Source organism: Rhodococcus sp. ZPP (genome assembly GCF_017656075.1).
Classification (GTDB): Bacteria; Actinomycetota; Actinomycetes; order Mycobacteriales; family Mycobacteriaceae; genus Rhodococcus_F; species Rhodococcus_F oxybenzonivorans.
The window spans coordinates 89164-108527 of the sequence record NZ_CP058641.1; the positions used below are offsets into that span (position 1 = coordinate 89164).

18 protein-coding genes and 2 pseudogenes are annotated in these 19364 nt (G+C 64.8%); 7 read left to right on the plus strand and 13 right to left on the minus strand.

Annotated features, from left to right (window positions below):
• Nucleotides 1–32 precede the first annotated feature (32 nt).
• Nucleotides 33–1181: an ISL3 family transposase gene (locus HYG77_RS37105; protein ID WP_159929273.1), complete on the plus strand. Its 1149-nt coding sequence runs from the start codon at nucleotides 33–35 to the stop codon at nucleotides 1179–1181.
• A gap of 96 nt (nucleotides 1182–1277) precedes the next feature.
• On the opposite strand, the gene HYG77_RS37110 is transcribed toward HYG77_RS37105, so the two are convergent.
• A complete protein-coding gene (locus tag HYG77_RS37110; RefSeq protein WP_236603695.1) occupies nucleotides 1278–2051 on the minus strand; it encodes a transposase in 774 nt (257 codons plus the stop codon).
• Nucleotides 2052–2200: 149 nt separating this feature from the next.
• Here HYG77_RS37110 and HYG77_RS37115 point away from each other — a divergent pair, with 149 nt between their 5' ends.
• Entirely contained in the window at nucleotides 2201–2431 is a 231-nt protein-coding gene (locus HYG77_RS37115) for an IS3 family transposase (RefSeq protein ID WP_268962681.1), read from the plus strand.
• A 36-nt stretch (nucleotides 2432–2467) separates the two neighbouring features.
• Here HYG77_RS37115 and HYG77_RS37120 read toward each other — a convergent pair whose 3' ends face one another.
• From HYG77_RS37120 to HYG77_RS37155, 9 genes are all read right to left on the minus strand, one after another.
• On the minus strand, nucleotides 2468–3319 hold the full coding sequence (locus tag HYG77_RS37120; protein ID WP_236603694.1) for a hypothetical protein: 852 nt from the start codon (nucleotides 3317–3319) through the stop codon (nucleotides 2468–2470).
• A gap of 35 nt (nucleotides 3320–3354) precedes the next feature.
• Entirely contained in the window at nucleotides 3355–3504 is a 150-nt protein-coding gene (locus HYG77_RS40405) for a hypothetical protein (RefSeq protein ID WP_236603693.1), read from the minus strand.
• 77 nt (nucleotides 3505–3581) lie between these two features.
• The gene (gene groL, locus HYG77_RS37125) at nucleotides 3582–5183 is read right to left on the minus strand and encodes a chaperonin GroEL (protein WP_201453712.1); all 1602 of its coding nucleotides are present in this window, start codon (nucleotides 5181–5183) and stop codon (nucleotides 3582–3584) included.
• 232 nt (nucleotides 5184–5415) lie between these two features.
• Complete coding sequence (locus tag HYG77_RS37130) at nucleotides 5416–6525, minus strand: NDMA-dependent alcohol dehydrogenase (protein WP_159929269.1); 1110 nt, start codon at nucleotides 6523–6525, stop codon at nucleotides 5416–5418.
• A 27-nt stretch (nucleotides 6526–6552) separates the two neighbouring features.
• Nucleotides 6553–8052, minus strand: coding sequence for an aldehyde dehydrogenase family protein (locus HYG77_RS37135; protein ID WP_159929267.1), 1500 nt, complete (start codon nucleotides 8050–8052; stop codon nucleotides 6553–6555).
• Between the two features lie 238 nt (nucleotides 8053–8290).
• The gene (locus HYG77_RS37140; protein WP_159929265.1) at nucleotides 8291–9322 is read right to left on the minus strand and encodes a 2Fe-2S iron-sulfur cluster-binding protein; all 1032 of its coding nucleotides are present in this window, start codon (nucleotides 9320–9322) and stop codon (nucleotides 8291–8293) included.
• Nucleotides 9323–9333: 11 nt separating this feature from the next.
• On the minus strand, nucleotides 9334–9651 hold the full coding sequence (locus tag HYG77_RS37145) for an MmoB/DmpM family protein (RefSeq protein ID WP_159929263.1): 318 nt from the start codon (nucleotides 9649–9651) through the stop codon (nucleotides 9334–9336).
• Nucleotides 9648–10739 (minus strand): aromatic/alkene monooxygenase hydroxylase subunit beta, encoded by a 1092-nt coding sequence (locus HYG77_RS37150; RefSeq protein WP_159929261.1) that lies wholly within the window; start codon nucleotides 10737–10739, stop codon nucleotides 9648–9650. Before HYG77_RS37150 ends, HYG77_RS37145 begins: the two co-directional genes overlap by 4 nt.
• Nucleotides 10739–12277, minus strand: coding sequence for an aromatic/alkene/methane monooxygenase hydroxylase/oxygenase subunit alpha (locus HYG77_RS37155; protein ID WP_159929259.1), 1539 nt, complete (start codon nucleotides 12275–12277; stop codon nucleotides 10739–10741). The genes HYG77_RS37150 and HYG77_RS37155 overlap by 1 nt, the downstream gene beginning before the upstream one ends.
• Nucleotides 12278–12487: 210 nt before the next feature.
• Between HYG77_RS37155 and HYG77_RS37160 the strand changes: the two genes are divergently transcribed.
• On the plus strand, nucleotides 12488–13099 hold the full coding sequence (locus HYG77_RS37160; protein WP_201453719.1) for a response regulator transcription factor: 612 nt from the start codon (nucleotides 12488–12490) through the stop codon (nucleotides 13097–13099).
• Here the strand turns inward: HYG77_RS37160 and HYG77_RS37165 are convergent.
• Entirely contained in the window at nucleotides 13071–14165 is a 1095-nt protein-coding gene (locus tag HYG77_RS37165) for a GAF domain-containing protein (protein WP_159929491.1), read from the minus strand. The genes HYG77_RS37160 and HYG77_RS37165 overlap by 29 nt on opposite strands.
• Before the next feature lie 577 nt (nucleotides 14166–14742).
• Here HYG77_RS37165 and HYG77_RS37170 point away from each other — a divergent pair.
• From HYG77_RS37170 to HYG77_RS37180, 3 genes are all read left to right on the plus strand, one after another.
• Nucleotides 14743–16278, plus strand: a complete 1536-nt coding sequence (locus HYG77_RS37170) for an AMP-binding protein (RefSeq protein WP_159929257.1) — start codon at nucleotides 14743–14745, stop codon at nucleotides 16276–16278.
• A 285-nt stretch (nucleotides 16279–16563) separates the two neighbouring features.
• Nucleotides 16564–16872, plus strand: a complete 309-nt coding sequence (locus HYG77_RS37175; protein ID WP_159929255.1) for an EthD family reductase — start codon at nucleotides 16564–16566, stop codon at nucleotides 16870–16872.
• 168 nt (nucleotides 16873–17040) lie between these two features.
• Nucleotides 17041–17487, plus strand: a complete 447-nt coding sequence (locus tag HYG77_RS37180; RefSeq protein WP_159929253.1) for an SRPBCC domain-containing protein — start codon at nucleotides 17041–17043, stop codon at nucleotides 17485–17487.
• Between the two features lie 203 nt (nucleotides 17488–17690).
• On the opposite strand, the pseudogene HYG77_RS37185 reads toward HYG77_RS37180, so the two are convergent.
• Nucleotides 17691–18031, minus strand: a pseudogene (locus HYG77_RS37185) (integrase core domain-containing protein); the annotation flags it as partial.
• 55 nt (nucleotides 18032–18086) lie between these two features.
• On the opposite strand from HYG77_RS37185, the pseudogene HYG77_RS40410 reads away from it, so the two are divergent.
• Nucleotides 18087–18476: pseudogene (locus HYG77_RS40410) on the plus strand (transposase); the annotation flags it as partial.
• A gap of 386 nt (nucleotides 18477–18862) precedes the next feature.
• Here HYG77_RS40410 and HYG77_RS37195 read toward each other — a convergent pair.
• Nucleotides 18863–19300, minus strand: coding sequence for an RES domain-containing protein (locus HYG77_RS37195; protein ID WP_236603729.1), 438 nt, complete (start codon nucleotides 19298–19300; stop codon nucleotides 18863–18865).
• Nucleotides 19301–19364: the final 64 nt, after the last annotated feature.

A 19364-nucleotide genomic window follows, 5' to 3' on the forward strand; every position in this document is an offset into this window, starting at 1 on the left:
TTCCTACACAACCGGCCCAAAGGAGCTTGCCCGTGCGCGCCTCAACCCTACTCAACAGGCCGCTGTGCCTACCGAGGGCCACCGTCCGCGACGTCGAGATCCTCGACGAGCGGGTGGTGGTGAGGGTGCGTCCCCAACGCCGCCGGATGCGGTGCCCGTACTGCTCCTTCACGACCGTGCACCGCTACGACACCCGGGACGTCGACTCGTCGTGGCGGCATCTTGACCTGGGCGGACGGGTGTGTGTGCTCACCCTGCGGCGTCGGCGGTTGCGGTGCCCCGAGCACGGTGTACACGCCGAGGCGGTCGACTTCGCCCGCCCCGGCTCCGGGTTCACGACCGACTTCGAGGACCTCGCGGTGTGGCTGGCCACCAGGACCGACAAGTCCACGGTGTCGGTGTTCTGCCGGGTCACCTGGCGCACCGTCGGGGCCATGTGTTCACGGGTGGTCGCCGACAAACTTGCCCCGGACCGGTTCACGAATCTGGTCGACATCGGGGTGGACGAGATTTCGTGGCGCCGGCACCACAAGTACCTCACCCTCGTCTCCGACCACGAGTCCGGCAAGATCGTCTGGGGCACCGAGGGCAAGAACGCCGCCGCGCTCGGCACCTTCTTCACCGACACCCTGCCCGAGGGCGCGGCGCAGCGGATCGAGGCGGTGTCGATGGACCTCGGACCGGCCTACGTCAAGGCGGTACGCGAGCACGCCCCGCAGGCGACGATCTGTTTCGACCCGTTCCACGTCGTCAAACTCGCGACCGACGCCCTCGACGACGTGCGCCGCCAGGCGTGGCAGCTCGCCCGCACCCTGTCGGACAAGCAGATCGCGAAGACGTACCGGGGCGCCCGGTGGGCGCTGCTCAAGAATCCCGAAAACCTCACCGATAAACAGGCTTCGACGCTCGAGGCACTCAAACGCGACGGCGGCGCACTGGGACGGGCCTACGAACTCAATCCCACGGCGAACAGCGGTGCGTCAAGGAAGCCCTGCGCGCGGTCTTCGCGGGCGATCTCGGCGACGAGGAGACGATCGCGATGCTCGGCCGTTGGTGTTCGTGGGCGCAGCGTTGCCGCATACCGCAGTTCGTCAAGGTGGGCAAAACCATCCGGAAGCACCTCGACGGCATCCTCGCGGCCATCGCCCGCAGACTTGCAAACGGACGCCATGAGGGCCTGAACAACAAGGTCCGGCTGATAATCCGCCGGGCCTACGGATTCCACACCGCCGAGAACGCCCTCGCGCTGATCCTGCTCGCCTGCGGACCCGTCACCCTCACCCTCCCATATCACACGGCAACCCATCCACATTCATGACAGGAGAGCCATCTTTCGAGTGGAAACGTCGAGCGTCGGCCGTCTCGCCGATGATGACGGCGGCGGAGAGAACCCCGCACCCGGGTATCGAGAGTAGCGACGGCGCAATCCGCCGAACGCGGTCGCGGATCTGGCGCTCGAGATTGTTGACCTGCTCGGTCAGCTGCCGGCACCGGTCGAGAAGTTCGCGCGCGATCTGGGCGACCACACCGGTGAACGCGGTCAGCCGTTCGGCGAGCTCGTCCATGACGCAGTACCGCCGGATCCCCCGCACGGGAATCACCAGTTCAGGGTCTAGCTCGTGCAGGTGCCAGCGAAGCCGGTTGATGAGTTTCGTTCTCTCACAGATCAAATTGCGTCGGTGATCGGACAGGAGCTTGACCTCCCTGGTGGGTTCGTCCAGTTGGGCGATCGGCAGATTCTCCTCACGCAGCGCGGCCATCGCCACGGCGTGCGCGTCGATAGGGTCGGATTTTCCCGGCTGGCGGGCGCTGCGCCGATGCAGGGCCATCAACTGAGTCTTGACCCGCACGACCGCGTGGCCCCGGCGCAGCAGATCCGATTCGAGCCGCCGAGTCACGTGGCGGCAGTCCCGCCAGAAGTCCCGCTGCACCGCACGAGAGGGCTCCGGCCGGCCCGGTGAACGCATCGGAGGTCGCAATGCCCTGTCCGCCGCCCACTGCCGCCTGGTACCCACCGGCGCCTGAGACATCTGCTTGTTGCTGTATCCCATCGCACACCTCCGTCATCGAGGTGTTGCATCGACCGGTTGAGCCCGCCCAATATACCGCGCTGCGGTTCACGCAGCGGCTCGTGGATGCCGGCATCGCCCCGTCCACCGGAAGCGTCGGGGACAGCTTCGACCACGAGCTCGCCGAAAACCTGTGGTCGACCCTGAAGATCGAGTTGATCTGTTGGCCCGCAACCATTTTCGCAACCCGGACGGAAGCGGAGTGGGCGTTGTTCCGGTACATCGACGGCTGGTACAACGCGCGCCGGATTCAGGCCGGCCTGGGTGGGCTCTCGCCCGCCGAGTACGAACGATCCCATCAGGACATGCCGCACGAACAGGAGGCAGATATCATCCAGCCAGTGCTTGCCGGAGCCAGATAGAAAGGTCTCCGGAGAAGCGGGGGAATCTCATTGCTGTCAAAGAACGACCTCTGGCCGAGGCCCGGACGGGCGCTGTGCCCGCATCTCGAGCAGGGCGCCGGCCGGTGCGAGGAGTAACAGTATCCCGGGGATCACGAACCACCAGGCGAGCGTCGATGTTGCCGTGTCCTGGGTCGGGATACTCATCGCCACCCGAAAATCGGAGACATCACTTTCGATAATGGACGCCAGGCCCTGAAATCTGGGCAGGATCGTGTTCAGTTGACCCACTCCGGTGGCGACGTCGGGGAAATTCTGCACCATGAACCCCTGAAACTGCTCCGGGTTCATCTGGAGTGCCCCGGCGAGCGCGGGTAGAGTCTTGGCTTGCAGTTCGTCCGACATCGCCTGCACGACGTTCATGTCCGAACGTACTTGGTCAGCACCAGCGGTGGTAAATACCGGGCCGAATGTCGCATCGATCCGGTCGACGGCCGCGCCTTTCTCCGGGACGGACAGCACCACCGTCGCGAGCATGAGGGCCGCCCCGACCCCGACGCTGGCCCACAACGCCGACTTACCGACTGCCTGTCGTTCACCCCGAAGTGTGAAGAATAGCCCGGCCGCAGCCAGAAGCGTGAGGATCGCGCCAGGAATCCAGAACAGGAACGGCACCATAGTACTGGGCAGCCAGGCCGTCGGAATCTGGTCGGCCTTGGCGAAATCGGCCGACCGCGCCTCCAACCCGCCGACCAATCCATGGAATCGGGGCAGGATCGTGTTCAGCTGGCCCACACCCGTGGCGACGTCCCGGAAGTTGTCACCCAGGAACGCTTGGAATTGCGCGGGACTCATCTTCAGGGCGGCAGGCAACGCTGGCAGGGTCTGCGACTGCAGTTGGTCCGACATCGCTTGCACCGTGTTCAGGTCGGTGCGTGTCTGTTTCAGTGCCGCCGGGTCGAACCCGGCCGGAGATCTCCGGTGAGACGTTCGACCGCCTGGGTTTTGGCCAGCATGTCCGTCACGAACGGGACAGCCAACAGGCCGAGCCCGATAACGAGGATCGTGGTGAGGGCAATCTTTCTGGCGAGCACTCTGAGACTCCTTGCATACGATGCGGTGTCGGTGGCGTCGTCGCGGCTGATCTTGTCGGCGAGAACTTCTCTCCTGTTCAGAGGGGAGGCATTTTCGAGAGTGGGATGTGGGGTTTGTCGGCGATGAGGACTTCCGCGGTCAGGAACATCGCCGCGATGGACGCGGCGTTTTCCAGCGCCAATCGGGTTACCTTGACCGGATCCATGATTCCGGCGGCGATCATGTCACCGTACTCACCTGTTGCGGCGTTCAAGCCGTGCCCGATCGGGAGGTGTCGGACCTTCTCGACGACGACCCCGCCTTCGAGGCCGGCGTTGATGGCGATCTGTCTCAACGGTGCGTCGAGAGCCACCCGCAGGATGTTGGCGCCGGTAGCCTCGTCGCCGGTGAGATCGAGTGTGTCGAAGGCGGTGGCGGATGCCTGCAACAAGGCAACCCCACCGCCGGCGACGATGCCTTCTTCCGCCGCGGCCCGCGCGTTGCGGACAGCGTCCTCGAGCCGATGTTTGCGTTCCTTGAGTTCGATCTCGGTTGCGGCGCCGATCCGGATTACCGCCGCCCCTCCGCTGAGCTTGGCCAGACGCTCCCGGAGTTTGTCTTTGTCATAGTCGTCGGTCGATTGCTCGATCGCGGTGGTGATCTCCCTGAGCCGGCCGGCGACCGCGGTGGCGTCGCCTGCGCCGCCGACGATCGAGGTGTCGTGTTTGGTGATCAGCACCCGGCGCGCAGAGCCGAGCAGATCGAGGCTCGCCGCCTCGAGGGTGACCCCGATGGCCGCGGAGATGACTTGGCCGCCGGTCACGATGGCCATGTCGCGCAGCATCAGCTCACGCCGGTCGCCGAAGCCGGGGGACTTCACCGCCGCCGAGGTGAACGTGCCTTTCACGTTGTTGACGACCAGGGTCGCGAGAGCATCGTCGGTGACATCTTCGGCAACGATCACCAGCGGGCGACCCGTCTTCATCACCTTCTCCACGATGGGCGCCAGTTGGTTGACCGAGTTGATCACCGACGAGACCAGCAGGATGTAGGGGTTGTCGAGGACGACCTCGAGCCGTTCGAAATCGGTGACGAAGTACGGGCTGAGGTAGCCCTTGTCGAAGCGCAAACCCTCGACGAGGTCGAGTGTGAGGCCGAAGGTGTCCGATGCCTCGGCGGTGATGATGCCGTGCACGCCGACCTGGTCCAACGCCTCGGCCACAATGGCGCCGATGGCGGGGTCACCCGAGGAGATCGTCGCGGTCGCAGCGATCTGTTCTGTGGTTTCGATCGGTCTCGCCGCGTCGTTGATCGCCCGGATAACGTCGACCAAACCGGCGCCGATGCCGCGCCCTATCGCCAGGGGGTTGGCGCCGGCGGCGATGTTACGCAGGCCCTCGCGCACCATGGCCTGGGCGAGCACGGTGGCGGTGGTCGTGCCGTCACCGGCCACGTCGTCGGTCTGCTTCGCGACCTCTTTGACAAGTTCGGCGCCCATCTTTTCGTAGGGGTCGTCGAGTTCGATACTGCGGGCGACGGTGACGCCGTCGTTGGTCACGAGGGGTTTGGCGACGTCGCGGCCGAGCACCACATTGCGGCCCTTGGGGCCGAGGGTGACCTTGACGGCGTCAGCGAGTTTGTCCACTCCCCGTTCCAGGGCGCGCCGCGCGTCCTCGTCGAAGGCGATCATCTTGGCCACGTTGCCTGCACGCTCTTTCTGTCTCTGATGGAAGTCTTCCCCGCGGGGTCGACCTCGGGAACGGCCGCGTTACTTGTGCAACTGCGTCAAACTGCCTTCGGGCTTTGCGCGCGAGACCGAGACCTCCTTAGCGGAGGACACCGCGCCGACCGACGGAAATCAGCACCACAAACCGTGGCTGCGCTGGGTACGCGGAGAAGACGCGACGGCGCAGCCACGGGATCTGATCACCTCACGCGTGGATGATCACGCCGCGGATGTTCTTGCCGTCCCGCAAATCCTGATAGCCCTGGTTGACCTGGTCGAGGGTGTAGCGGGTGGTGATCAGGTCGTCGAGTTTGAGCTGTCCGGCGTCGTAGAGGCGCAGGAGACGCACGATGTCGTACTGCGGGTTGGACGAGCCGAACAACGTGCCCTTGATCGTCTTCTCGTTGAGGGTCAGATCGGTGCCCGAGACGTGCACGGTGAGCTTCGCCGGGTCCGCCAGTCCGGTGATCACCACGGTGCCGCCCTTGCCGATCACCGCGGTCGCCGCCGAGACCACGTCCTCGTCTACCGTGCCAACCAAGATCAGTGCCTGGTCGGCGCCCTGTCCCCAGGTGAGTTCGTTGACCTGCGCCGCGGCGCTTGCGGCGTCGGCAAAGGCATGGGTAGCACCGTACTTGAGCGCGGTGTCGCGTTTGAACGCCACCGGGTCAACCACCACGATATACTTCGCGCCCGCGCTCACCGCACCCTGGACGGCGTTGATGCCCAGACCACCGATGCCGTAGATGACGGTCGTGTCGCCGGCCCGCACACCGCCGGCGTAGACTGAAGTGCCCCAACCGGTCGGAACACCGCAGCCGACGAGCACCGCAGTCTCGAGCGGCAGCCAGTCGTCGATCTTGACTACCGAGTGCTGGGAGATGGTGGCGCGTTCGGAAAAGGTGCCGAGCATGCACATCGCCCCGAAATCCAGTCCGTTGCCGTGGAATCGGAAACTGCCGTCGGGCATGCACCCTTCGAGGATGGTGGCGCCCATGTCGCAGAGATTGGAGCGTCCAGTGGCACAGTACCGGCAGGTTCCGCAGTTCGGGATGAAGCTGCACACCACGTGGTCACCGGGTTTGACCTTGGTGACGCCGGGGCCGACTTCCTCGATGATGCCCGACCCTTCGTGGCCACCGACGATCGGATAGCGCGGTGGCAGGTCACCGTCGGTCAGGTGCAGGTCCGAGTGGCACAACCCGGCGGCGGTGTACTTGATCAACACTTCGCCGACGCCGGGACCATCGAGGTCGAGCTCCATGATCTCGAAGGGTTTCCCGGGTTCCAGCAACACCGCTGCTTTGGTTTTCACTTAATACTCCTTGTCGGTATGAGTTCGTCAGAGCGCGATGTTGACGGACTTGATCTGCGTGTACAGGTCGATGGCGGAGCCGCCGAGTTCACGTCCCCAGCCGGACTGCTTGTAGCCGCCGAAGGGCATCGCGGTGTCGAAGCCGTTGTACTGATTGACCCACACCGACCCGGCCTTGAGCTTCTTGGCCGTCCGGTGCGCCTTGGAGATGTCCTTGGTCCAGATGCCCGCGGCGAGTCCGTAGATGGAATCGTTGGCCGCGGCGAGGACACCGTTGTCTGCGTCGAACGGCAACGCGGCCACCACGGGGCCGAAGATTTCTTCGCGGACCACACTGAACTCTGGTTTGACGTCGACGAACACCGTCGGCTCGACGAAGTACCCGCTCTCGCCCCACCGTTTGCCGCCAGTCAGAGCCCGTGCCCCGTCGGCCAACCCGTCTCGCAGGTAACCGGTGACCTTGTCGAACTGTTCCTGCGAAATCAGCGGACCGAGTTGGGTGGCCGGATCCATCCCGGGACCGATCTTGACCTTGCTCGCAGCCTCGGCCACCGCCCCGGTGAAGTCGTCGAAGATCCGGTCCTCCACGTACAGCCGGGTGCCGGCGACGCAGCACTGCCCGTGGTTGAACAACCACGCGTTGAGCGAACCTTCGACGGCGAGGTCGAAGTCGGCGTCGGCGAACACCACATTGGCACTCTTGCCGCCGAGTTCGAGAGACACCTTCTTCAGGTTGCCCTTGGCCGCGTCGACGATCTTCTTGCCCACCTCCGTCGAACCGGTGAACGCGATCTTGTCCACATCCCCGTGCCCGGACAGCGCCGCTCCCGCGTCCCCGAATCCGGTGACGATATTGACCACACCCGGTGGGAACCCGGCTTCTTGGAACACTTCTCCGAGCAGCAGCGCGGTGAGCGGGGTCTGTTCGGCGGGCTTGAGGATGACGGTGTTACCCGCGGCCAGGGCCGGCGCCAGTTTCCAGGCGGCCATCAGCAACGGGAAGTTCCACGGCACGATGAGTCCGCACACCCCGACCGGCTCGCGCAGGGTGTAGGCGTGGAACTCTCCACCGGGGGAGAACGGCATGGAGACGTTGATGGTGGAGCCTTCGATCTTGGTGGCCCAGCCGGCGTAGTAGCGGAAAACATCCGCCGACCAGGCGACGTCGACTGCGGTGGCGATCCCCGCCGACTTGCCGTTGTCGAGTGCTTCGAGCTGGCCGAACTCCGCCGCGCGTTCGCTGAGGATGTCGCCCACCCGCCACAACAGGCGTTCGCGTTGGTTCGGCTTCATCGCGGGCCACGGACCGGTGTCGAACGCCGTGCGGGCGGCGCGGACCGCCCGATCGATGTCCTCGGCCTGGCCATGGGCCACCTCTGTCAGGGTGGCCCCAGTGGCCGGGTCGGTGGTTGCGAAGGTTTTGCCCGACGCGGCGTCCACCCACGCGCCATCGATCAGAAGCTTCTTGTTGCCATTCAGGAACCCGCGAACCGCGGGCAAGATCGGGTGTTCTGCTACAGCTGTCATCGCAAATCTCCTGGAGACAAATTTCGTGAATGAGACCTATTAGTGGGCGGCTTGTCGCTGGCTCTGTGCAAGCGGCTACCCCGTATGCCCCGCAGGTGGCGTAGCAGCCGGAGGCTTCGTACGGGGGCGGCACGCGTACGACGGTGACGGTGGACCCCCGCAGCCCGGGGGCGTATCGAGGATCCTTTTGCATCGTGAACCCGACTTCGGTGTGCAGTGTTGATGAATCGCACTTCACTCACGCTGGGAGCTGGGCGGTTTCGACGGCCGGATAGAACTTGTCGGCGTGGATTCGTACCTCCGGCAGGCCCTTGGCTTCGAGGAGTCGGCCGACGGCGTCGCACATCTCCGGCGCACCGCACAGATAGGCGTCATAGAGTGAGGCGTCTTTGATGTCTTCGGCGATGGCTCGGGTGACCCGCCCGACGCGCCCGTTCGGCGGCAGTGTGTCGGGCGAGCCTTGCGACAGGCACGGAATGAATTGGAAATCGCGCAACCTTCGCGACAGCTCGGCGAGTTCGTCGAGATACACCAGATCACCGGCAGTGCGGGCTCCGTAGTAGAACCGGATCGGGACGTCGATGTTCTGCTCGGCGGCGTCGGTCAGAATCGACAGGAGCGGCGCGATGCCGGAGCCGATCCCGACCGCGATCACCGGGCGACCGGTCTCCCGGAGGAACATCGTGCCGAACGGCGCCTCCAGATGCAGATGCGATCCGGGCTCGATCCGATCGAGCACGGTGGTGAACACCCCGTTCTGCACGCGTTTGATGCAGAAGGTCAGTTCGCGTCCCGAACTCGGCGGGTTCGCCAGCGAGTAGGAGCGGCGTTCCCCGGTGTCGAGGGTGAACTCCGCGTACTGACCGGCCCGAAAGCTCAGCGGATGGTCCAACGCGACCCGTAGTTCGACCAGGTTCGGCGTCAGCGTGCGCTGGTCGAGCACCGTCACCCGCCGGGGCGATGGAGGTGTCATCGGCGGCAGTTTCTCCACACCGTCGTGCTGGTCGATCTCGATTACCAGATCGCTCTTGGCGTAGGCGCAGCAAAGCAGGATCGCCCCGTCCTCGCGTTCGTTGCGTGGGATCGCGTAGACCGACCCCGCCGAGTCGTCGACGTCGCCGTCGAGCAGCCAGTGCTTACACGAGGAGCAGTTCCCGTGCCGACATCCATATTGCAGGTTGATGCCGTTGTGCAGGGCGGCGGTGAGAATGTCCTCGTCCTCGCCGACGGAGAATTCTTCCCCGGTCGGCTCCAGTGTTACGTGTGCCATCGACTGTCCGTTCAGATCTTTGCCGGTTCGAGTTGGGACATGTCGGAGGTGATGATGAAGGCGTCGTCTTCGACCTGTGCCCGCCCGTAGTAGCTGGTCATGCAGACCAGGAACCGCGACATCGTCAACGGTTTCCCAAGGTATTCCTCGACCTCTGCCAGGGGGATGCGAATCGATTCTTCGGCCTCCAGCAGGAAGAAGGTGCCCCGGTCCTGTACCCGGATCTGCGGGCACTCCTCGGCGACGTAGTGGACGGTCGCCTGCGCCTCCTCGCTTTTCATCAGGACGAGTCCGATGGTTCTGCGTCCGGGCTCCGGGGTGCGGCTCATGACGTCACCGCCGCGGGAACCTGCAGGCCGGCCTGCTCAAGGATGTCCGCGGTTGTACTGACGACGCGCTGTCGGGCGCGTTCGCCGACGCCGGACCCGGCCGGTGCGGCGTCGAAGACCGGGAGGAATGCGTCGACGGCCGCCAATGCATCCGGATACCAGGAGTCGACCCAGCCCTGGATGAGTTCACGGTTGCGTGCTGCTGGTACGGGCCGACCGGAGCGGTCGGTATCGGCGGTGAGCAACTTGATCAGGGCCTGTGTCGCCGTGCGGTTGCGAAGCCGGTCCGCCTCCGCGGTCATCTCGATGACCGGGATGACCACGTCACCGTGCAGCGGGGCGAGATGCCGGAAGAACTCGCTGCCGAGCAGGGCGGTGAACAGGGGCTCGACCACCAGGTTCGTCATCAAGACCATTTCACCCCAGTCCTGCAGCGAGAGCAGCCGTTCGACCAGTCGGCGTGCGCCCTGACACACCGGATCGTTGAGCCAGGCCTCGGCGCCGGCACCCTCGGTGTAGCCGGGCGCGTGCTCGTGCAGATCCAGGCTGTAGAGCGCAATGTCCTGCTGGTGACGTAGCCGGTCCATCCCGCTGAAGGTGTAGGTCATCGACAGGGTGTCCGACAACGCCTCCCGGGTGACGAACGCGTGCGCCTTGAACATCCCCCACTGGAACGACGCGTACGCCTCGTAGTAGCGCGACACGAGGTCGAGCCACCCCGGTGCGATGTCGCTGAATGAACCGTTGGCCTTCGCGGAGGTGATCGCCCCCTGGATGGACCGTTCCTGCTGGGCTTGCAGCTTGATGTAGGGGCGCTGCCAGAGGCTGGACGGGTCGCGGTACTCGAACCAGTTCGGATGCGTCAGTGCGGTGGTCCGGGCGTCCTGGCAGCCCAATCCATCGGGCCGCAGAAGATACCAGCCGCCGGAGTCGAATTGGTCGAGGTCCGGTTGTGCGTGGCAGATTACCGCCTCGTACTCGGAGATTCGGCGTTTCTGCGGGCGGATATAGGTCAGCTCGCGTGCCGAGTAGAAACCCTCGCCCACGGTCTCGGGCACTACGCCGTCGGAGATCAGTTCGGTGCTCATCAGATGTCCGTAAACGCGTCGGCCGGCAACGCCTTGAGCGGGTCCTTGATGACGAATCCGGTGCGCCGGATGTCCTCGATGGTCCACAGCCAGCGTTCCTCGGTGTGCACGTGAGGCTGTCCCATCAGGGTCCGGCCATCAGACCGCAGCAGACCGGCGTCCTCGATGTAGCGGGCCAGCTCGACACCGTCATTGACCTCCCACCAGGTCATACCGCTGTGCCGCTCCGGGGCCTGCCGGAAGATGTGCTGGCAGGCCCCGGAGCAGAAGGCGTGCCGTTGGCCGGCCGCGTCGATCGACAACCGGATCTCGTTGATGTCGGGCCGCGGAAACACGCACGGCATCTGGCACGTCCGACAGATCGGCGGCATCTCGGGGAACAGCTCCAGCGCGAGGTGGCCCTTACGCGGGTCGCCCATCTCCCGGTACGCCGTCCAGAACCCGCCGAAATGCTCTTCCCAGCCGGGGTACTTCTCTTCGAGGAACGCGAAGTCCTCCTCGATCATGTAATCCGACCGCCAGGCATGTACCGGCCACAGCGCCGCGGACACCATTGCCGCGGAATGGCCGCTCCATTCCACATGCCGCTTCGCATCGTTGATCCAGCGCGGCACCTTCAGGCCGAACGGCTCCAGCCGCTCGATGTAGCTACCGGCCCAGTCGTCCCAGATCCATTGGTCCCAGTACTCCTTGTAGGACTTGAGCCGCACCTTCGAAAAGTAGTCGTAGACCGCGCCCTGGAAATTGTCGAGGAAGGAGTGCTGACGCCAGAATGCCGTGTCGAAGTCCTCCTGGAGCATCGGTAAATTGTCCGGCTCACTCAGCACCGCAGCAAGCGTCGAATAGCCGTTCGCCATGTGCCGCGCCTCGTCGGACTGGATCGACAGGAACACCGACGGGGTTGCCTGATCCCCGTTCGCGGCCGCCACCTCGGTCACCGCCACAAACAGCGGGTTGGTGTACGCGGTCTCCGCGACGACCTGCAAATTCAATGAATTGGTGATCGGGTCGTCGTTCATGAACGCTTCGAACACCGTCCGGCCCGGTCGACCGATCGGATCGAAGGCGCGCATCTTGAAACCCGAGTTGAAGCCGGCCGGATCCGGAGCGTGCTTGGCGAAGTACCGCATCAAGTACGCCTCCTGATTGGTGTGGCGCACCTCGTCGATCATCTGCGCGAGATACCCCTGGCGCAGTTCCGGGTTCTCCACCGTGTCGACGAGCATGGCGGTGCATTTCATCGCGGCGTACTCACCGAAGTCGACCAACGCCAGCACCGGCTTCATGATCTCCATGAAGCGGGGCTCGGCCTGCGCAGAGTTGTTCATCCGGCTCAGCGCATCCTCGAGCGCACCGTACTGTCGGTCGTCCTTCTCTTCCTCCATCCCCACGTACTCGCGTACGAGGGTGCGGAAGGGGTCCTTGGTCTTCGGCGGGATCTTGTACTTGGTCGGATACAGTGCGTCGCGGTGGAAGTAGCTCGGCTCCCAGTCGAACGACTTGATCTTCTCGTGCTGAGTTGTGACCGACGTAGTCATCTACCCGCTCCCGTTTAGCGTCCGACGACGGTGACGACCACCATCGCGTTGAGATCACCATCACATTTCTACCCCGGGTTGACTACCTCCGATCGGAGGTAGTCAACCCGGGGAGGGGTTTCGTGGCGAGCCGCGAACCTGAGGGGTTACCGTGGAAATATGCCCCCTCACCGCCGAGTCCAGAGCGGCACACTCGCGCATCCCGCCGACATGGTGGCCCATCCAGGAGTGGTGCGAGTGCTGGTGATCGACGACCATCCGATCGTGCATCTGGGAGTGGAACGTCTGGTCGAGGGGGCGGCGGGCATGCTGATGTGCCCGGGGGCGCGCACGGCGACCGCCGGCGTTGCGGTTGCCGTCTCCGAACGACCCGACGTGGTGCTACTGGATCTGCATCTGCCCGACATGGCGCTGCCAGACGCTGCCGCAGCGCTCCGCGGGGCATGCCCAGGGGTGAAGCTCGTGCTGTTCACCGGGGACAGCAATCGCACGGTGGGCCAAATCGCGGGGCTGGTCGGGATGGATGCAGTGGTGCACAAGGACAACGCCTGCGTGGTGCTGATCACCGCGATCGGGGAGGTCGCCGCCGGACGACGATACTGTGACCCGGTGATCAGCTCCGGGGATCCGCTGGCACTGTCGCGGCGCGAGTATCAGGTGCTCGAGCGGCTGGCCATGGGTGAGAGCAACACCGAGATCGCACAGCAGTTGGGCCTGGCGCCGAACACGGTGAAGTCCTACGTTCAATCGTTATTAGCCCACCTCGACGCCCGCAACCGACTGGACGCGGTGGTCAAGGCGCAACAGGCCGGAATGCTCTAGCGGCGGGAACCCACACCCGCACCGTACCGCCGCCCTCCTCGTTGCCGGCGCAGGACAACCAGCCACCCACCCGTTCGACGCGCTCGGCCATTACCTGAAGACCCAAGCCACGCTCGTCCTCGAGTGTGATGTCGCCGGCCGTGCCGTCGTCGGCCACGGCCATCCCCACACCGTCCTGCGCCCGGTACAGGCTCACGACCACGGAGTGGGCGGCAGCGTGTTTCTCCACATTGAGCAGTGCCTCGCGGGCGGTGCGCCGCAACACATCGGTCCTGGCTGCGTCCAGCAGCGGCAGGTCGCCCAGCACCACCAATTCCGCCGCCACACCGGCCCGCTCGGCGAAGTCGCGACAATCACCCTGCAGGGCGACCGCGAGTGCCTTGTCCTCGGGTGGTTGGTGCAGCGACAAGGTCTGAGCCCGCAGCTCCGAGGTTGCCCGTTCGGTCAGGGCCAGAGCATCGGTTAACAGTTCCAGGGTGGGGCCGAGCTCCGACGATGCCTTGGCCGACGTCAACGCCACCCGCAAACTGAACAACGTCGCGCCCACGGAATCATGCAATGCGATCGCGAGTCGTTGACGTTCGCTGAACACGGCGACCTCGGCCATCTCGCGGGCACTGTCGGCCACCTCCATAGCCACCGCGGTCTGCCGCGCCAGACCCAGCAGGTCAGTCCGGTCGCGGTCGGTCCATGGAACTGGGACTCTACGGGCGGCGTAGAGCAGCCCATAGAGTCGGTGCGCACGCACGATCGGGGCGGCCATCACCGCCCGCAAACCTTCCGCCCGAACTGGTTGGTCGAAGTCGTGCGTGATGGCCCGGCTCAGGCAGTAGTCCTCGACCGCCGCGGTCCGCCGCAGCACCGCCGCCTGCCCGCCAAGGCCTTCCTGCGGCCCTACGACCAGACCGTTGAGCTCCTCAGTGCGCCCGCCCACCACTGCCACCACCTTCATGGTGTCGTCCTCGGCGATCCGGTTCGCTCCGGCCGCCAGGTCCGCACCGAGCACACGGTGGACGATTTCCGCGCTGTGTCGCAGTGCCGCTGTTCGGTCGAGCAGCGAGAGCACAGCGTTGAACTCGGAATCGATACCCAGGACAGTCATGTCGACGAGCCCCCTTTCAGGCGGCGGAGGGCCGACGACTATCACAGTAGCGCCTTCGAGCCCGTCAGGCAGGACGCGAAGACACGCCAGCAGGCTGCTGCGGTCCACGGGACCTGTGCCCGCAGGCTGCGAATTCGACCAACCGCTTCCCGATGTCTTCGGCCATCGGCGACCCGCCACGGTCTCCGACGAAGGAGCGGCGCCATTCCACACCAAGTTCTCGGGCCGGGGCTGGCTTCCCGCACACTCGCGGGCCAGGTACCCGTGCAGGTTCCATGCGAGGGATGCCAAACATCCCTCGCATGACAGACGTCCTGATCGACACTGTTGGCGCGGCACCAAAAGTGCATTGGGTGGACTTACCTCCGATCGGAGGTAGCTGTTGCCGGCGGGGGTTCCCCACGCCTCGAGCTGCCACCTACTGTTGAACTGTGGACACGGTGGGGTGGCGCGAGGCGGCTCTGGCGTTGTGTTCGACGTCGACCGGAGAGCTCCGGATAGTTCTTCGTGCGGGTCTTGAGACAAGAATGGGGAAGACTCCATGCACGTTCCGTTGACCACCAACGACTTCATCGATCGTGCTGAACTCGTTTACGGCGACCGTATCGGTGTGGTCGACGAGCCGGTACAGCCCGCGGCCGCCGTCGGAAACTTGACCTACCGTGACCTGGCGCGCAGAGGCCGAGCGCTCCAGGTCGGCCTCGATGAGCTGGGCGTACCCGAAGGTGCCCGAGTGGCGGTCGTCAGTCACAACTCCGCGCGCTTGCTCGAACTGCTGCTGGCGGTGCCCTCGTCGGGACGGATCCTGGTCCCGGTCAACTTTCGGTTGCAGCCCGAAGAAGTCTCCTACATCATCGGCGACTGCAAGGCCGACGTCGTTTTGATCGACCCGGAACTCGACGAGGCCCTCGCCGATGTCGGCGCCCGCCACCGGTTCGTACTCGGCGCCGACACCGACCAGGCATTACTGCGGTTCGACGCCGAACCCCACCGATGGCAACAACCCGACGAGGACGCCACCGCAACACTGAACTACACCAGCGGTACGACCGCAAAACCCAAGGGCGTGCGCCTCACGCACCGCAACATCTGGATCAACTCGGTCACATTCGGGATGCATATGCAGGTCAGCGACCGCGATGTGTTGATGCACGTGCTGCCGATGTTCCACTGCAACGGCTGGGGAATACCCTACACCGCAACCGGATTGGGCATCAAGCAGGTAGTTCTCCGCAAAGTCGACGGCGCAGAAATTCTGCGCAGAGTAGATGAACACGGGATCACTTTGATGTGCGGCGCTCCGACGGTGTGGAATATGGTGCTCGACGCCGCCCAGCAGTGGGACGGTGAGATCCCCGGTCGCGACCGGGTCCGCCTGGTCGTCGCGGGAGCGCCACCGCCCTCACGCACGATTGCCCGCATCGAAGAAGAACTGGGATGGCAGTTCAACCAGATCTACGGTCTCACCGAAACCTCGCCGCTGTTGACCGTGAACCGCTCGCGCGCCGAATACGACAACCTTCCTGCGATCGAGCGCGCCAAGATGCTGTCCAAGGCAGGTGCGCCGTCGTTGGGAACCCGGATCAGCACCGACGCGGACGGGGAAATACTGGTCGCCTCGAACACGGTGATGGACAGCTACTGGAACAACCCACAGGAAACCGCCACCGCGATGCGGGGCGGACAATTCCACACCGGTGACGGTGGATCCATCGACGCGGACGGGTATCTGACGATCTCCGACCGCAAAAAGGACGTCATCATCACTGGTGGGGAAAATGTCAGCTCCATCGAGGTCGAAGATGTCCTGTTCACTCACCCCGCGGTAGCCGAGGTGGCCGTCATCGCCGTTCCCGATGACAAGTGGGGTGAAATGGTCACCGCGTTGGTGGTGCGTCGAGACGGCGAGAGAGTGACCGAGACCGAATTGATCGACCACGCACGTCGCAGTCTCGCCGGATACAAAATCCCCAAACAAGTGCTGTTCACCGACAGCATCCCCCGCACCGCGACCGGAAAGGTTCAGAAATTCAGGCTCCGCGCACAATTCTGGACTGGTGACCGCCAAGTGAACTAGCCGCGACAACACAGCTGTCAGACCAGGTGTCAATCGCGGGCAGGCTACCGCCTGGTAAAACAGCACCAGGTTAGGACGGTTCACTTTCTCCCTTCCTCCTCGACGCGAATCGTTCAACCCTTTGCGAACGATGGCCATTCCTCACCGCTCACACGGCCACGACGCAATCAGATCCTCGTAACCGTTCCTGACCACCCGAGCCGAAATTCGAAACCAAAACAGGACGACCAGATCCGTCGCTCCGTTGCGCCGCAACGAGACCCCACAACGCGAGACAGGACCGCTATGTACCAGCTCACTGCCACCTACGCCCACCCGCAGGACCCCGACGCATTCCTCGAGCACTACCGCTCCACACACGCCCCGATCGCCCGGAAATTTCCGAAAGCCACCTTCTTCGGCTGGACAATCTGCGAGACCACAGACGGCTCCCCGCCGCCCCACTTCCTCGTCGCCGTCGTCCAGTGGGACACCAAGGACGACGCGCTCGCGGCCCTCTGCTCGCCGGCAGGTGAGCAGGCCGTCGCCGACCTTGCGAACTTCGCCGCCGGAGGCGTCGACCTCGACCTCGGCGAGGTCCACCGTGAAGTATGAGACCGAGTGCGAGCCGTGCCACAGTTCCGGACTGGCCACGTCGAGTCGCGGAGCTACCCCCCCGGGTCTGTCATGGCTGGGCCGAGCACCTGGATCGTCGCTCCGCCACCGGGTTGGCGGGTGTCGTTCGACTGGGCACAATTTGGCAGTCTCGAGGCGGTGGTCGTCATGACTGAGAAATCGTTCCACTACCAGATCGCGGTCGCTGACCTCTTCTCGTTGGTGGTGTCCGAGGATGCGGCCGGTCAGTGGATGGGCGCCGTCGTCGAGTTGGAGCCAGAAGCGGGTGGGGTCGTAGTGGTTGCCGCGCCGGGATGGCCGGTGGTGTCAGGACACGTCGAAAACATCCGCTGGCCCGACTCGGTGACGTTCGTGTGGCGCGCACCGGACTGGCCAGGCCCGTTGAGGACGGTGATCACTCTCGAGCCGGAGGCCGATGGTTCCCGGCTATGTCTCACCGAGACCGGTTACGGCACCGACGACGACCTCCTGCGCAGGCGCGACTATATGTGGTCGCACTGGCTTGTCCGGCTGGCCGCCACCGGTGCGCAGTTCAAGCCAGCCGGCGCACCAAGCGGGAAACATCGGCCCAGCGGAACCTGTCAACCCTTCTGAGAACGTGTTTCGACAGGTTTTGAGGTTGCCCCCATGGAGTCAACAATATCGTTCAGTTAGTGGTGTTTGAGGTTGCCCCTTGAGCTTGATTTTTAACCTGGGCAGGCGGCCCCGACGGGTTTTCCAGCTTTGGTTTCGGCGCGTTTGCCCACGTGGTGATGCGGTGCACGGTGAATCGCCCTGGATCGAGTGGAGACTCCGGTTCAGGCCACCTCGGGGATTGAGGCAGCCGGGGGACGCTGTTCACGATAGCGGGTCTCGTACCAGATCGGTGAAAGATAGTCGATCGACGAGTGCAACCGGTCCGCGTTGAACCAGCGGACCCACTCGGCGGTTTCCCGCTCCACCTCGGCCCGCCCGCTTCACGACGCGTCACGGTCGATCAGCTCGGTTTTGTAGAGACCGATCGTCGATTCCATCAATCCGTTGTCGAGGGCGTCCCCGACGCTGCCGATCGACCCGGCGATACCCGAAGCGATCAACGCCTCGGTGAAGGCCAGCGACGTGTACTGGGCTGGCTCCCCGCATCGCTGTGATGCACCAAACTGAACTGTCCTGGGTCGGGTGGAGACTCCTGATTGAACCAGGAGAATGAAGTCATGCCAGCACCGAGGAAGTACGACACCGAGACCCGTGAGCGGGCGGTGCGGATGTACCGGGACCGGATCAACGAGCACGGCGACACGAAGGTCGCAGCCCGCCGACACGTCGGAGCGCTGATCGACGTCAACCCCGATACGCTCCGGAACTGGATCGACCGTGAGGGCTCCGACACCGGCACCGCCGCCGAGTCCTCGGCCGCCGCCAGCGCCGCCGAGCTGAAGGCGCTGCGGAAAGAGAACGACGAATTGCGTAGGGCCAACGATTCTCAAAACCGCGAGCGCGTTTTTCGCCGCGGCGGAGGTCGACCGCCGACTGCGGTGATCGTCGACTACCGTTCCCGTTTCGGGGTCGACCCGATCTGGGCCGTGCTCACCGAGCACACGGTGAGACGCAACCCCGCCGACTCTTGGCCAACCATCCCGGCCACGGAGCGAGTAACCGTCGCCCCGTCGTGTCCCTGCTCATTCCTGCGCGCGTACCGCCGCACGTCGACACCCCGGACGTCGCCGCTCGGGGCAGGGAGCAACCCATCGGCGCACCCGATATCGGCAGAGCGATACTCACACGATCACGACAAACCCCTCCGTCCGCCAGGCACGGTCGTCCGCCTTCGGGATGCCAGTGCGGCGCCGACATCCGGTCCGTCCAGCGGATCCTTCCACGGCTGCCACACCGTCCTTTCTCTGCGGGTGAGGCTAGAGTTTCCAGCGACGAAGCAGCGCGGCTCACAGGACGGCGGGGTCCGGATCGTCAGGTTGGCGGATCGAGGACCCTAACCGACCGCGGAAGCGGCTGTACCGCAATACCGCAACGCCTCCGCCACGAAAGGCTCCGGACGGGGGTCCACAGGCCAGGACACCTCACCGGCCGGACCGACCACCGCGGCCGCATTTGCCGCCTGACCCGTGGTGAACCGCGTCCGGTACCGGATGCCGTCGAACTCGACATCGAACGCCGCCGCCGCCCACGCCCGGGGAACGTCGTACGGTGTCATCGAACACAACTCCCGGGTGAGCCCGAACGCGGCCGCCGCGTCCGCACAGGTGTCCGCGAGGTCGTGGGTGCCCGGTACCCGCAGCGTAGACACTGCCCGCTCGGCCGCGAAGTCGTGGGCGATCACCCCGAGCGACGCCAACGCCTCCCCCACCGTCTCCCGGATCGCCGTCCTCTCGTCGAATGCGACATAGCACGTGCCCCGCGGCGGGGACAGATCGAATCGTCCGCCTGCTGGTGGCCACGCTGATCGTGGTTGCTGCCTCGTTCGCCGCGGCGGT